Annotated in this window: 11 protein-coding genes; 8 read left to right on the top strand and 3 right to left on the bottom strand. The window is 72.9% G+C overall.

Features of this window, described 5'->3' with window-relative positions:
• Positions 1-194: 194 nt before the first annotated feature.
• The gene (locus AQJ66_RS19270) at positions 195-395 is read right to left on the bottom strand and encodes a helix-turn-helix transcriptional regulator (protein ID WP_061923461.1); all 201 of its coding nucleotides are present in this window, start codon (positions 393-395) and stop codon (positions 195-197) included.
• A 246-nt stretch (positions 396-641) separates the two neighbouring features.
• Complete coding sequence (locus AQJ66_RS19265; protein ID WP_079060287.1) at positions 642-1,556, bottom strand: sugar phosphate isomerase/epimerase family protein; 915 nt, start codon at positions 1,554-1,556, stop codon at positions 642-644.
• Between the two features lie 125 nt (positions 1,557-1,681).
• Between AQJ66_RS19265 and iolC the strand changes: the two genes are divergently transcribed.
• The 6 genes from iolC (at position 1,682) to AQJ66_RS19235 (ending at position 9,615) form a co-directional block, all read left to right on the top strand.
• On the top strand, positions 1,682-2,632 hold the full coding sequence (iolC, locus tag AQJ66_RS19260; RefSeq protein WP_061923456.1) for a 5-dehydro-2-deoxygluconokinase: 951 nt from the start codon (positions 1,682-1,684) through the stop codon (positions 2,630-2,632).
• 68 nt (positions 2,633-2,700) lie between these two features.
• Entirely contained in the window at positions 2,701-3,579 is an 879-nt protein-coding gene (locus AQJ66_RS19255; protein WP_061924019.1) for a Cgl0159 family (beta/alpha)8-fold protein, read from the top strand.
• 7 nt (positions 3,580-3,586) lie between these two features.
• Positions 3,587-4,411 (top strand): 5-deoxy-glucuronate isomerase, encoded by an 825-nt coding sequence (gene iolB, locus AQJ66_RS19250; RefSeq protein WP_061923453.1) that lies wholly within the window; start codon positions 3,587-3,589, stop codon positions 4,409-4,411.
• A complete protein-coding gene (gene iolD, locus AQJ66_RS19245; protein WP_061923450.1) occupies positions 4,408-6,285 on the top strand; it encodes a 3D-(3,5/4)-trihydroxycyclohexane-1,2-dione acylhydrolase (decyclizing) in 1,878 nt (625 codons plus the stop codon). Before iolB ends, iolD begins: the two co-directional genes overlap by 4 nt.
• Positions 6,286-6,299: 14 nt before the next feature.
• Positions 6,300-7,802: a CoA-acylating methylmalonate-semialdehyde dehydrogenase gene (gene mmsA / locus AQJ66_RS19240; protein ID WP_061923447.1), complete on the top strand. Its 1,503-nt coding sequence runs from the start codon at positions 6,300-6,302 to the stop codon at positions 7,800-7,802.
• A gap of 421 nt (positions 7,803-8,223) precedes the next feature.
• Positions 8,224-9,615 carry an APC family permease gene (locus AQJ66_RS19235; RefSeq protein ID WP_061923444.1) on the top strand — a complete coding sequence of 464 codons (1,392 nt, stop codon included), beginning with the start codon at positions 8,224-8,226 and terminating at the stop codon, positions 9,613-9,615.
• 4 nt (positions 9,616-9,619) lie between these two features.
• Here the strand turns inward: AQJ66_RS19235 and AQJ66_RS19230 are convergent, their stop codons facing one another.
• Positions 9,620-10,045: a GNAT family N-acetyltransferase gene (locus AQJ66_RS19230; RefSeq protein ID WP_061923441.1), complete on the bottom strand. Its 426-nt coding sequence runs from the start codon at positions 10,043-10,045 to the stop codon at positions 9,620-9,622.
• Positions 10,046-10,159: 114 nt separating this feature from the next.
• Between AQJ66_RS19230 and AQJ66_RS19225 the strand changes: the two genes are divergently transcribed.
• Together AQJ66_RS19225 and AQJ66_RS19220 are read left to right on the top strand one after the other, a co-directional pair.
• Positions 10,160-12,811 (top strand): alpha/beta fold hydrolase, encoded by a 2,652-nt coding sequence (locus AQJ66_RS19225; protein WP_061923438.1) that lies wholly within the window; start codon positions 10,160-10,162, stop codon positions 12,809-12,811.
• Positions 12,808-13,671, top strand: coding sequence for an ABC transporter permease (locus AQJ66_RS19220; RefSeq protein ID WP_061923435.1), 864 nt, complete (start codon positions 12,808-12,810; stop codon positions 13,669-13,671). Before AQJ66_RS19225 ends, AQJ66_RS19220 begins: the two co-directional genes overlap by 4 nt.
• Positions 13,672-13,814 lie beyond the last annotated feature (143 nt).

Below are 13,814 nucleotides of genomic sequence, written 5' to 3'. Positions count from 1 at the left end.
CGCCGCGCGCACGGCCGGGGTCGTCATCGGTGCACCTCCTGGACACGGGACCTGGTCACCGCCGGAGCGGACGCCCGATGCGTACCCCCTGCCCTTCCGCAACGGAGGCCTCCCACTCCCGGGGCCTCGGTGAAGGGCCGCGGGGCACGACCTGTGCCCCACCGGCGCCGTGGGGCACAGGTGGGGCCATGCCGTCAGCCCTGCCTGCGGCCCCGGTTGCCGGGTCGGGCGGCGACCCAGGCGCGGACGGTCTCGGCGTACCAGTAGGGCTTGCCGCCCTCCACGTGGTCGGGTGCGGGCAGCAGACCGTGCTTGCGGTAGGACCGTACGGTGTCGGGCTGGACGCGGATGTGCGCCGCGATCTCCTTGTAGGACCAGAGCCTTCGGTCGGTCATGTGGCACCTCCCCGCGCGCGCCGCGGCGGCGGCCGGGGGGCGGCCGTCAGGGGGAGCCGGGCGCTGCGCTCGCGATCAGCCTGTGCCCGGTCAACGACGCTCGGTGACCATCGGACAGCCCCTGTCGCCCCCGTGTGACCAAGCGCCCGCGCGGATGCGACATGCGTGACACGGCTGAGGTTTTTGTGACGAGCCCGCAGCAATGAGGCGGGCCGGACCGGCGCCGCCGGCCCGGCCAGGGTCCGGCTACGCCCCGCAGGACCGCAGGAACGCCCGGGTGCGGCGGGCGATGGGCAGCGGCTTGTCCGGGTCGCACGGGTACATGTCCTGCTCGACGATCGCGAACAGGTCCGCGTCGAGCTTCCCCGCCGCCTGGAGCACCGGCCCCAGCTCGGGCACCCCGGCCGGCGGCTCGCACATCACGCCCTGCGCCACGGCCGGGCCGAACGGCGTGCCCTGTGCGCGCACGTCGGCCAGGATCTCCGGGTCGACCTGCTTGAGGTGCAGGTAGCCGATCCGCTCGCCGTAGGTCTCGATCAGCTTGACGCTGTCCCCGCCGCAGTAGGCGTAGTGCCCGGTGTCCAGGCACAGGGAGACCAGGTCGGCGTCGGTGCCGTCGAGGAAGCGGGTGACGTTCTCCTCGCTGTCGATGTGGGTGTCGGCGTGCGGGTGGACGACGATCGTCAGCCCGTAGCGCTCGCGCACCTCCCGGCCGAGCCGCTCGGTCAGCGTGGTGAGGTCGCGCCACTGCCCCGGGGTCAGCTCGGAGGGCTCCAGCACCTGGCCCGTCTTGTCGTCCCGCCAGAAGGACGGGATGACGACCAGGTGGCGGGCGCCCATCGCCTGGGTGAGGGCGGCGATGTCGGAGACGTGCGCCCACGTCCTGTCCCACACGGCCGGGCCGTGGTGCAGGCCCGTGAACACCGTGCCGGCCGACACCTTCAGGCCGCGCCGGGCGGTCTCGTCGGCGAGCACCGCCGGGTCGGTGGGCAGATAGCCGTAGGGGCCCAGCTCGATCCACTCGTAGCCCGAGTCGGCGACCTCGTCGAGGAAGCGCTGCCAGGGGACCTGCCGGGGGTCGTCGGGGAACCACACGCCCCAGGAGTCGGGCGCCGATCCGATCCGGATGCGGGACAGTGAGGAGGGTGACAAAGACGTCATGGCCGTCAGCGTGCGGGGCCGTGGAAAGCGGTGTCAAGCTCTCGTCCGAATGTCTGGACAAAATATTGACAGGGTCCGGGAGGCAGGACTAGAAAGCCGGGGAGAGCCGTGACGAAGGGAAGCCGATGGCGTACGACCTGATCACCATGGGGCGGATCGGAGTGGACCTGTATCCGCTCCAGACCGGGGTCCCACTCGCCCAGGTGTCGTCCTTCGGCAAGTTCCTCGGCGGGTCGGCGACGAACGTCGCGGTGGCCGCCGCCCGGCTCGGCCGGCGGACCGCCGTGATCACCCGCACCGGCGACGACCCGTTCGGCGCCTACCTGCACGAGGCGCTGCGCGGCTTCGGCGTCGACGACCGCTGGGTCACCCCGGTCCCCGGGCTGCCGACCCCGGTCACCTTCTGCGAGGTCTTCCCGCCGGACGACTTCCCGCTGTACTTCTACCGGCAGCCCAAGGCCCCCGACCTGGAGATCGACGCCCACGAACTGGACCTGGACGCGGTCCGGGACGCCCGGATCTTCTGGGTCACCGGCACCGGGCTGAGCGAGGAGCCGAGCCGTACGGCGACCCTCGCGGCGCTCGCCCACCGGGCCCGTTCCGCCACGACGGTCTTCGACCTGGACTGGCGCCCGATGTTCTGGACCCACCCCGGCGAGGCCCGTCCCTTCTACGCGGAGGCCCTGCGCCACACCACGGTGGCCGTCGGCAACCTGGACGAGGTCGAGGTCGCCACCGGGGTCCGCGAACCCCACGCGGCGGCCCGCGCGCTGCTGGCCGCCGGGGTGGAGATCGCCGTCGTGAAGCAGGGCCCGAAGGGCGTCCTCGCGGTCAGCGCCTCCGGAGAGTCCGCCGAGGTCCCGCCCCTGCCCGTCACCGTCCTCAACGGACTCGGCGCCGGGGACGCCTTCGGCGGCTCCCTGTGCCACGGCCTCCTCGCCGGCTGGGACCTGGAGACGAACATGCGGCACGCCAACGCGGCCGGCGCCATCGTCGCCTCCCGCCTGGAGTGCTCCTCCGCGATGCCCACCCCCGACGAGGTGGCCGCCGCGCTCGAGGCCGGAGCGGTGCTGTGAGGGCGGGACGCGTCGCGGGCGCGCACCCCGAGGGCGGGGACACCGCGGGCCGGCACCCCCGCGTCGACGTGGCGGAACTGGTCCGCACCCGCGTCCACCACCCCGAGGCCATCGCCGAGGCCGCCGCCCGGCGGGCGCGCAGGCCCCTGCTGAACACGAGCGGCCGGCTGATGATCGTCGCCGCCGACCACCCGGCCCGCGGCGCGCTCGGGGTCGGGGACCGCAGGCTCGCCATGGCCAACCGCGCCGACCTGCTGGAGCGGCTGTGCCTGGCGCTGTCCCGGCCCGGCGTCGACGGCGTCCTCGCCACCGCCGACATCCTCGACGACCTGCTCCTGCTCGGCGCGCTCGAGCACAAGGTCGTCATGGGCTCCATGAACCGCGGCGGCCTGCAGGGCGCCAGCTTCGAACTGGACGACCGCTTCACCGGCCACCGCCCCACCGACATCCAGCGCCTCGGCTTCGACGCCGGCAAGCTGCTGCTGCGCATCGACTACGCCGACCCGGGCTCCCTGGCCACCCTGGAGTCCACCGCCCGCGCCATCGACGACATGGCCGCGCGTCGGCTGCCCGTCTTCGTGGAGCCGTTCATCAGCCGCCGCACCCCCGAGGGCCGGCTGCGCAACGACCTGTCCGCCGAGGCGGTCACCAAGTCCATCGCCATCGCCTCCGGCCTCGGCGGCTCCTCGGCCTACACCTGGCTGAAGGTGCCGGTCACCGAGAACCCCGACGACATGGCCCGGGTCATGGAGACCTCCACCCTGCCGGCCGTGCTGCTCGGCGGCGACATAGGGGACTCGCCCGAGGACCAGGTCGCCGCCTACGAGAAGTGGCGCGGCGCGCTGCAACTGCCCACCGTGCGCGGCCTGGTGGTCGGCCGCTCGCTGCTGTACCCGGCGGACGGCGACGTGGCCGCCGCCGTGGACACCGCCGTAGGACTGCTGTGAGGGCCGCATGACCAGCACCGACCTGTACCTGCCCCGGGGCGCCACCGCGAACGCCGAGTACGCCGTCGACATCGACCCGAAGCGGGCCGGCTGGGCGCACAGCAGCCTGCGCGTCGTGGAGCTGGCACCGGGTGCTTCCCATACGTTCACCACCGGGGACAGCGAGTGGATCGTGCTTCCGCTGGGCGGCGGAGGTACCGTGCGGATCGAGGAAGAGGACTTCCAACTCCTGGGCCGGGAAAGCGTGTTCAGCGGAGCCTCGGACTTCGTGTACGCCCCCCGGGACGCCCGGGTCCAGATCGCCTCCGGCGCGGGAGGCCGCTTCGCCCTGGCAGGAGCGAAGTGCGAGCGACGACTCCCCGCCCGCTACGGCCCCGCGCCGGAGGTCCCCGTCGAGGAGCGCGGCAGCGGCGGCTGCGCCCGCCAGGTGCGCAACTTCGCCTCGGCCGACTCCTTCGACTGCGACAAGCTGATCGCCGTCGAGGTGATCACCCCCGGCGGCCACTGGTCGTCGTACCCGCCGCACAAGCACGACGAGCACCGGCCGGGCGAGGAGTCCGCGCTGGAGGAGATCTACTACTTCGAGATCGACGGCCCGAACGGCCTGGGCTACCAGCGGGTGTTCCCCTCGCGCGAGGGCGGCTCGGACGTCCTCGCCGAGGTCCGCTCCGGCGACGCCGTCCTCGTCCCCGACGGATGGCACGGGCCGTCCATCGCCCAGCCGGGCCACGCCATGTACTACCTGAACGTCATGGCGGGCCCGGGCGCGACCCGGGAGTGGCGGATCCGCTTCCACCCCGACCACGTAGAGAGCACAGGGGGCTACCGATGACGATCCGGCTGACCGTCGCGCAGGCGCTGGTCCGTTTCCTCGCCGCCCAGTACACCGAACGCGACGGCGAGCGGCAGCGGCTGATCGGCGCGACCTGGGGCATCTTCGGGCACGGCAACGTGGCCGGCCTCGGCCAGGCGCTGGTCGAGTACGCCGACGTCATGCCGTACCACCAGGGCCGCAACGAGCAGTCGATGGTGCACGCGGCGGTCGGCTACGCCCGCCAGTCGAACCGCCTGTCCACGCACGCGGTGACGACCTCCATCGGCCCGGGCGCCACCAACCTGGTCACCGGGGCGGCCCTCGCCACCGTCAACCACCTGCCGGTCCTGCTCCTGCCCGGGGACGTCTTCGCCACCCGCCCCGCCGACCCGGTCCTGCAGCAGCTGGAGCCGCCGTACGCGGGCGACGTGTCCGTCAACGACACCCTGCGCCCGGTGTCGAGGTACTTCGACCGCGTCACCCGGCCTGAGCAGCTGATGCCGAGCGCCCTGCAGGCGGTGCGGGTCCTCACCGACCCCGTGGAGACCGGCGCGGTCACCCTCGCGCTGCCCCAGGACGTGCAGGCGGAGGGCTTCGACTGGCCGGAGGAGTTCTTCGCGACGCGCGTGTGGACCGTACGGCGCCCCGTCGCCGACCGGACCGAACTCGCCGCGGCCGTCCGCGCGGTCCGGGCCGCCCGCCGCCCCCTCGTCATCGCGGGCGGCGGAGTCCACCACAGCCGCGCCGAGCAGGCCCTCGCCGAGTTCGCCGGGGCCACCCGGATACCGGTCGCCTCCACCCAGGCCGGCAAGGGATCCCTGCGCCACGACCACCCGCAGGACGTCGGCGGCGTCGGCCACACCGGCACCGCGACGGCCGACGAGCTCGCCCGCACCGCGGACCTGGTGATCGGCGTCGGGACGCGGTACACGGACTTCACCACGGCCTCCGGCACCCTCTTCGAGAACCCGGACGTCCGCTTCCTCAACCTCAACATCGCCGCCTTCGACGGCCACAAGCTGGCCGGGCTGCCGCTGGTCGCGGACGCCCGCAGCGGCCTGGGCGAGCTGACCCGGGAGCTGGCGGCGCACGGGTACACGGTCGCCGACTCCTACGTCGGTGAGTACACCGAGGACAAGGAGCGCTGGGAGCAGCGCGTCGACGCGTGCTTCGAGGCCGACGAACCGGACGTGAGGCCCACCCAGCCGCAGGTCCTCGGGGCGCTCGACGCCCTGGCCGACGAGTCCGACGTCATCGTCAACGCGGCCGGCTCGCTCCCCGGCGACCTGCACAAGCTCTGGCGGGCGCGGTCCCACGACCAGTACCACCTGGAGTACGGCTACTCCTGCATGGGCTACGAGATCCCGGCCGCCATCGGGGTGAAACTCGCCGCGCCCGAGCGGAACGTGTGGGCGCTGGTCGGTGACGGGACGTACCTGATGATGCCCACGGAGATCGTGACGGCCGTGCAGGAGGGCGTCGCGATCAAGATCCTGCTGGTGCAGAACCACGGGTACGCCTCGATCGGCGGCCTGTCGGAGTCGGTGGGCGGCGAGCGGTTCGGCACGGCCTACCGGTTCACCGCCGCGGACGGCACCTACACCGGCGCCCCGCTGCCCGTCGACCTCGCCTCCAACGTGGCGAGCCTCGGCATGCGCGTGCTGCGCGCGAAGACCGTGCGGGACCTGCGCGCGGCGCTCGCCGAGGCGCGCGCCGCCGACACTCCCACATGTGTCTATGTGGAGACCGAAACGTCCGACACTGTGTCGGGCGCGCCTCCGGCGCAGGCCTGGTGGGATGTTCCTGTGGCCGAGACCGCGACCCGAGCGTCCGCGGTCAAGGCACGTGAGCTGTACGAACGGCACGTCTCGACCCGACGCCGCCATCTGTGAAGGAGTACTCGGTCATGACGAAGATCGTCAACCACTGGATCGGCGGCAAGACCGTCGAAGGCGCGTCGGGCACGTACGGGCCGGTCACCGACCCGGCGACCGGCGCGGTCACCACGAAGGTCGCGTTCGCGTCGGTGGACGAGGTGGACGCCGCGGTGGCCGCGGCCAAGGACGCCTACGCCACCTGGGGCCAGTCCTCGCTGGCCCAGCGCACGTCCGTCCTCTTCAAGTTCCGGGCGCTGCTGGACGCCAACCGCGACGCCATCGCCGAGCTGATCACCGCCGAGCACGGCAAGGTGCACTCCGACGCGCTCGGCGAGGTCGCCCGCGGCCTGGAGATCGTCGACCTGGCCTGCGGCATCAACGTGCAGCTCAAGGGCGAGCTGTCGACGCAGGTGGCCAGCCGCGTGGACGTGTCGTCGATCCGGCAGCCGCTGGGCGTCGTCGCCGGCATCACGCCGTTCAACTTCCCGGCGATGGTCCCGATGTGGATGTTCCCGATCGCCATCGCGTGCGGCAACACCTTCGTGCTGAAGCCGTCCGAGAAGGACCCGTCGGCGTCCGTCAAGATCGCCGAGCTGCTCGCCGAGGCGGGCCTGCCCGACGGCGTGTTCAACGTCGTGCACGGCGACAAGGTGGCCGTGGACCGCCTGCTGGAGCACCCGGACGTCAAGGCGGTCTCCTTCGTCGGCTCCACCCCGATCGCCCGCCACATCCACACCACCGCCTCCGCCAACGGCAAGCGGGTGCAGGCCCTCGGCGGCGCCAAGAACCACATGCTGGTCCTGCCGGACGCCGACCTGGACGCGGCGGCGGACGCGGCCGTCTCGGCGGCCTACGGCTCCGCGGGCGAGCGCTGCATGGCGATCTCGGCCGTCGTGGCCGTGGGCGCCATCGGCGACACGCTGGTGGAGAAGATCCGCGAGCGCGCCGAGAAGATCAAGATCGGCCCCGGCAACGACCCCTCCTCCGAGATGGGCCCGCTGATCACCAAGGCCCACCGCGACAAGGTGGCCTCCTACGTCGAGGGCGCCGCCGCCGAGGGCTGCGAGGTCGTTCTGGACGGCACCGGCCACACCGTCGAGGGCTACGAGGACGGCCACTGGATCGGCATCTCGCTGCTGGACAGGGTGCCGACCACCGCCAGGGCCTACCAGGACGAGATCTTCGGCCCGGTGCTGTGCGTGCTGCGCGTGGACACCTACGAGGAGGGCGTGGCCCTCATGAACGCCTCGCCGTTCGGCAACGGCACCGCGATCTTCACCCGGGACGGCGGCGCGGCCCGCCGCTTCCAGCTGGAGATCGAGGCCGGCATGGTCGGCGTGAACGTCCCGATCCCGGTGCCGGTGGGCTACCACTCCTTCGGCGGCTGGAAGGACTCGCTCTTCGGCGACCACCACATCTACGGCAACGACGGCACGCACTTCTACACCCGCGGCAAGGTCGTCACCACCCGCTGGCCCGACCCGGCCGACGCCCCGGCCGGCGTGGACCTGGGTTTCCCGCGCAACCACTGACGCCCCTTCCGCCCCCTCCGTGCCCCGCTCCGGCGCCTGCCGAGCGGGGCACAGGTGCGTCCGGGGGCGTCCGGATACCGGACGTGGCGGTATTTTTTTATGACCTTGGCTGCGGTTCCCGTTTCGCGAGGATGAAACGGGTGATGAAGGTATCCCGCTTATTTGATCTTCGAAAGCAAGGTCACGAGCGACAGAAGCTTGATGGGATCACCTACAGGGGTTCGCCACCTAGGAAAGTGATGTCACGTAAGGTCGCCGGCGAGTGCGGAATCCGAAGGTAAACAGCCATTGACGCAGCGGTTTTCGTCGGGGTTCGCTATGCACCGCCAGGAGCGGACGAGACGAACGCACGACGAGCCGCCGGAGGCGATAGCGCTCCTGGCCCCACCCTCACACGCACCAGCCGATCGGAAGCCGCCGCATGACCGACACGCTCCAGAAGTCCCTGGCCGAGACCCAGCAGGCCCACCCGCCGGGGCTGAAGCGTTCCATCGGTGTCGTCGGCGGCACCCTGCTGACCCTCTCCTGCGTCACGCCGGCCTCCACCCTCTTCGTGGTCGTCCCCGACCTGTTCGGCTCCCTCGGCACCGCCACCGCCCTGACGATCGCCATCGGCTCCCTCCTCTGTATCGCCGTGGCGTTCTGCTACTCCGAGCTGGGCACCCTCATCCCCAGCGCGGGCGGCGAGTACGCCATGGTGTCGACGCTGGCGGGCCGGCTCGCCGGCTGGCTGGTCTTCGTGCTGTCCCTGCTGGTCGTCATGATCGTGCCGCCCGTCATCGCCATGGGCACGGCCGACTACCTGACCCCGATCGTGCACCTCGACCCGGCCATGACCGGCGCCGGCGTGATGCTGCTCGCCACCCTCGCCGGCCTGCTCGACCTGCGCGCCAACGCCTGGATCACCGGCATCTTCCTGGTCCTGGAGGTCATCGCGGCCGGGGTCGTCGCCCTGCTCGGCTTCACGCACAGCCACCGCGGGGCCGGCAGCCTCGTCTCCATGCAGGTGGCCGGCGCGCACGGGCACACCGACACCGTGACCGCCATGCTGGTCGTCTCCGGGCTCGCCATCGCCCTCTTCGTCACCCAGGGCTTCTCGACGGCCGTCTACCTGTCCGAGGAGCTGGAGCACCCGCGCCGCAACGTCGCCCGTACCGTGCTGGCCACGCTCGCCATCTCCACCGTGATCATCCTCGTGCCGGTCGCCGCCATCACCATGGGCGCCTCCGACATCAAGGAGCTGACCGGCGGCGACATCAGCTCCATGGTCACCGCCTGGTCCAACTCCGCGGTCGGCACCTTCGTCAGCCTGTGCGTGGCCCTCGCGATCATCAACGCGGGCATCGTCATGGTCATCCAGAACTCCCGGGTGCTGTTCGCCTCCGCCCGCGACAAGGCCTGGCCCGAGCCGGTCAACCACGTCTTCTCCAAGCTCGGCCGCTTCGGCTCCCCCTGGGTGGCCACGCTGGCGGTCGGCGTCCCCGGCGCGCTGCTCTGCTTCGTCAACCTCGACACCCTCTACGGCGTCACCGGCGTCTCCGTGACCGGCATGTACCTGCTGGTGGCGGTCGCCGCCCTGCTGTCGCGCCGCGGCTCCCACCGGCACACGCCGGCCTGGCGGATGCCGCTGTGGCCCGCGGTGCCCGTCCTGCTGATCGTGGTCCTCGCCTACATCCTCACCCAGCAGGAGACGAGCTACCTGCTGTGGACCGGCGGCATCACCGCGGTGGCCACCCTCTACTGGGCGCTGTACCTGCGCCCGCGCCGCGACACCCGCTGGCTGGTGTCCCTGCCGGAGGACGCCCAGGCCTGACGGATCAGCCGAGGTCCCACGCCACCACCGCGCACGTCCCCTCGCCCTTGCCGCCCGCACTGCGATAGGCGGCAAGGGCGGCGTCGTTCCCGGTGTCGACCGCGACCCACATCCCGTGGCAGCCCCGCTCCCGGGCCACCGCGGCCAGCCGCTCCACCAGCGCCCGCCCGATCCCGCGGCGGCGGTACGGCTCCGCGACCGCCAGCTCGTACAGGAACATCTCGGCGCCCTTGTCGGGGTGCACGGTCTCCACACCGCTCACGAACCCGACCGGGCCGCCGGCCCCCTCCGCGCGCGCGAGGAGCAGATGGTGCCCGGCGGAGGTCAAGAACCGCTCGGCCCACTCGGGGCGGACCGGATGATCGAACAGGTGCTCGACCGCGGTGAGGTCGGCGACGGTCGTGGCGCGGCGGATGTCGGGAGAGCCCATGCGCCTTCGTACCACGCCCGCAGTACACGGACGCCGGGCCGTACGCCCCGGGGAGGGCCGCGGTTCAGCCCCTGGGCCGCATGCGCTGTCGGCGGCGCCCCGTACCGTTGAGGCATGGATCTTCGAGTGCCCGCGCTGCGAGGGCTGCTGAAGGGGCCGCGCCGGCTGATGGCCGCCGCGGCCGCCGTCGTGGTGCTCGCCGGCGCCGGCACCTGGACGGCCGCCGCCTCCCCCGACACGCCGCCGGTGCGGCGCGGCGACCGCGTCCTGACCATGGCCGACGGGACCCGCATCGACACCTCGTACTTCACCGCCGGACCCGCCGGCCGCCGCCCGGCCGTCCTGCTCGGGCACGGCTTCGGCGGCAGCAAGGACGACATGCGCCGGCAGGCCGCGGACCTGGCCCGGGACGGGTACGCGGTGCTGACCTGGTCGGCGCGCGGCTTCGGCCGCTCCACCGGCCGCATCGGGCTCAACGACCCCGGGCACGAGGTCGCCGACGTCTCCCGGCTCATCGACTGGCTGGCCCGCCGGCCCGAGGTCCGCCTCGACAGGCCGGGCGACCCGCGCGTCGGCGTGGCCGGCGGCTCCTACGGCGGCGCGATCGCCCTGCTCGCCGCCGGACACGACCGCCGGGTCGACGCCATCGCCCCGTCCATCACCTACTGGAACCTGGCCGACGCCCTCTTCCCCGACGGCGTCTTCAAGAAGCTCTGGACCGGCGTCTTCTTCAACCTGGGCGGCGGCTGCGCCCGCTTCGAGCCCGCCCTGTGCCGGATGTACGACCGGGTCGCCGAGTCCGGGACGCCGGACGCGGCCGCCCGCAGGCTGCTGGAGGAGCGCTCGCCGTCCGCCGTCGCCGGCCGCATCAAGGTGCCCACCCTGCTGGTGCAGGGCCAGACCGACTCCCTGTTCACCCTCGCCCAGTCCGACGCGGCGGAGAAGGCCATCCACGCGAACGGCGCCCCGGTGGACGTCGACTGGATCGCGGGCGGGCACGACGGCGGCGACCTGGAGACCGCCCGGGTCGAGCGGCGCGTGACGGCCTGGTTCGACCGCTATCTGAAGGGGGACAGGGCCGCAGACACCGGCCCCGCCTTCCGGATCACCCGCACCGGCGGCGTCGACTCCACGGACGGCGCGGCCCAGCTGCGCGGCGCGAGCGCCGGCAGCTACCCCGGCCTGCGCGACCACCAGCGGCCCGTCCACCTCACCGGCCGCGAGCAGCACGTCACCAACCCGGCCGGCGCCAGTCCGCCCGGCGTCTCCGCCCTGCCCGGGCTCGGCGGCTCCGGCGGCCTCGCCCAGCTGTCCGCGCTCGGCGTCGGCGTCTCCCTCGACTTCCCCGGCCAGTACGCCCGGTTCGACTCCGCACCCCTGGCCCGGGCCCTGCGGATCACCGGTTCCCCGACGGTCACCGTGCACGTCGCCTCCACCGGCCGGGACGCCGTCCTGTTCGGCAAGGTGTACGACGTCGGCCCCGGCGGCAGCCCCCAGGTGCTGCCCGCCCAGCTGGTCGCCCCCGTCCGGGTGAGCGGCGCGCGGTCCGGCAAGGACGTCACGATCAGCCTCCCGGCGATCGACCACGAGGTGCAGAAGGGCCACCGGCTCCGCCTCGTCCTCGCCTCCACCGACCTCGGGTACGCCTCCCCGGCCGCCCCGGCGACGTACACCGTCTCCCTCAGGTCGGACCTGAGGGTGCCGACGGCTCCCGCCGTGCACACCGCCGCCGCCCCGCTGCCCTCCTGGGTGTGGTGGCTGCCCCTGGCCGGCGCCGCCGCCGGGCTCGCCCTGCTGCTCACCGCCCGCCGCCGGAGCGCCACCCCCGCGCCCGACCCCGGGCTCGCCGAGGTCCCGTTGGAGATCACGGGCCTCAGCAAGCGCTACGCCCGGTCCGCCGACCGGTACGCGGTGCGCGAGCTGTCCTTCCGCGTGGAGAAGGGCCAGGTGCTCGGCCTGCTCGGGCCCAACGGCGCCGGCAAGACCACCACCCTGCGCATGCTGATGGGCCTGATCCGGCCCGACGACGGTGAGATCCGGGTCTTCGGGCACGCCATCCGGCCCGGCGCGCCGGTGCTCTCCCGGGTCGGCGCCTTCGTGGAGGGCGCCGGCTTCCTGCCCCACCTGTCCGGCCGGGAGAACCTCGAGCTGTACTGGCGGGCCACCGGCCGCCCGCCGCAGGACGCCCACCTCGACGAGGCCCTGGAGATCGCCGGACTCGGCGGCGCCCTCGCCCGCGCGGTGCGCACCTACTCCCAGGGCATGCGGCAGCGCCTGGCCATCGCCCAGGCCATGCTCGGCCTGCCCGACCTGCTCATCCTGGACGAGCCCACCAACGGCCTGGACCCGCCGCAGATCCGCGAGATGCGCCAGGTGATGATCCGCTACGCGGCCGGCGGCCGCACGGTGATCGTCTCCAGCCACCTCCTCGCCGAGGTCGAGCAGTCCTGCACCCACCTGGTGGTGATGGACCGCGGCCGGCTGGTCCAGGCGGGCCCGGTGCGCGAGATCGTCGGCTCCGGCGACACCCTGCTGGTCGGCACCGGCACCGCCGTGGAGGAGCCGGTCGTCGAGAAGGTGGCCGCGCTGCCCGGCGTCGCCTCCGCCGTCCGCACCGAGGACGGGCTGCTGATCCGCCTCGAACCCGGCGGCACGGCCGAACGGCTCGTCGTGGAGCTGGTGCGCCTGGAGGTGCCCGTCGCCTCGGTCGGCCCGCACCGCCGCCTGGAAGACGCCTTCCTCACCCTGATCGGAGGTTCCGCATGAGCACGCTGGCCGAGTCCGCCGGAACGGCGCCCGGCTACCGCGCGGGCCGCACCCTGCCCCTGCGGGTGGAGCTGGTGCGGCAGCTCAAGCGGCGCCGCACCCTGATCATGGGCGCGATCCTCGCCGTCCTGCCGTTCGTGCTGCTGATCGCCTTCGCCATCGGCGGCGACCCGGCGGACCGCAACGGCCGGGTCACGCTGATGGACACGGCGACCGCCTCCGGCGCCAACTTCGCCGCGGTCAACCTGTTCGTCTCGGCGGGCTTCCTGCTGGTGATCCCGGTCGCCCTGTTCTGCGGGGACACGGTGGCCTCGGAGGCCGGCTGGTCCTCCCTGCGCTACCTGCTGGCCGCGCCCGTGCCCCGGGCCCGGCTGCTGTGGTCCAAGCTCGCCGTCGGGCTCGGGCTGAGCCTCGCCGCGATGGTGCTGCTCCCGGTGGTGGCCCTCGCGGTCGGCACGGCCGCCTACGGCTGGGGCCCGCTGCAGATCCCCACCGGCGGCACGCTGGACGCGGGCACGGCGGCCGGGCGCCTGGTGGTCGTGGTGGCCTACCTCTTCGTGTCCCAACTGGTCACCGCCGGGCTGGCGTTCTGGCTGTCGACCCGGACCGACGCCCCGCTCGGCGCGGTCGGCGGCGCGGTGGGCCTCACCATCGTCGGCAACGTCCTGGACGCCGTCACCGCCCTCGGCCACTGGCGCGACTTCCTGCCCGCGCACTGGCAGTTCGCCTGGGCCGACGCCGTCCAGCCGCGGCCCGAGTGGTCCGGGATGATCCAGGGCACGGCGGTCTCCGTCGCCTACGCGCTGGTGCTGTTCGCACTGGCCTTCCGGGGGTTCGCCCGCAAGGACGTCGTGTCCTAGGCGCACCATACGATGAATTGATTCGCCGACCACATGTGAATATCTCTGGAAATATAAAAACGACGCCTTCTTTCACTCCCGCGATATTCATGCGTATGGAGTAGTGCCTCATTTTGGGCCGACTGCGGACTGCTATGTTCTGC

Origin of the sequence: Streptomyces bungoensis, assembly GCF_001514215.1 — a bacterium.
Taxonomy (GTDB): Bacteria; Actinomycetota; Actinomycetes; order Streptomycetales; family Streptomycetaceae; genus Streptomyces; species Streptomyces bungoensis.
This window is presented reverse-complemented; position numbering and strand designations above follow the sequence as displayed.

Bases quoted from the DNA above. Each gene is read 5' to 3' on its own strand.
- AQJ66_RS19270 (WP_061923461.1), bottom strand. From the start codon at position 395: ATGACCGACCGAAGGCTCTGGTCCTACAAGGAGATCGCGGCGCACATC.
- AQJ66_RS19265 (WP_079060287.1), bottom strand. From the start codon at position 1,556: ATGACGTCTTTGTCACCCTCCTCACTGTCCCGCATCCGGATCGGATCG.
- AQJ66_RS19230 (WP_061923441.1), bottom strand. From the start codon at position 10,045: ATGGGCTCTCCCGACATCCGCCGCGCCACGACCGTCGCCGACCTCACC.
- iolC (WP_061923456.1), top strand. From the start codon at position 1,682: ATGGCGTACGACCTGATCACCATGGGGCGGATCGGAGTGGACCTGTAT.
- mmsA (WP_061923447.1), top strand. From the start codon at position 6,300: ATGACGAAGATCGTCAACCACTGGATCGGCGGCAAGACCGTCGAAGGC.
- AQJ66_RS19225 (WP_061923438.1), top strand. From the start codon at position 10,160: ATGGATCTTCGAGTGCCCGCGCTGCGAGGGCTGCTGAAGGGGCCGCGC.
- AQJ66_RS19235 (WP_061923444.1), top strand. From the start codon at position 8,224: ATGACCGACACGCTCCAGAAGTCCCTGGCCGAGACCCAGCAGGCCCAC.
- AQJ66_RS19220 (WP_061923435.1), top strand. From the start codon at position 12,808: ATGAGCACGCTGGCCGAGTCCGCCGGAACGGCGCCCGGCTACCGCGCG.
- iolD (WP_061923450.1), top strand. From the start codon at position 4,408: ATGACGATCCGGCTGACCGTCGCGCAGGCGCTGGTCCGTTTCCTCGCC.
- iolB (WP_061923453.1), top strand. From the start codon at position 3,587: ATGACCAGCACCGACCTGTACCTGCCCCGGGGCGCCACCGCGAACGCC.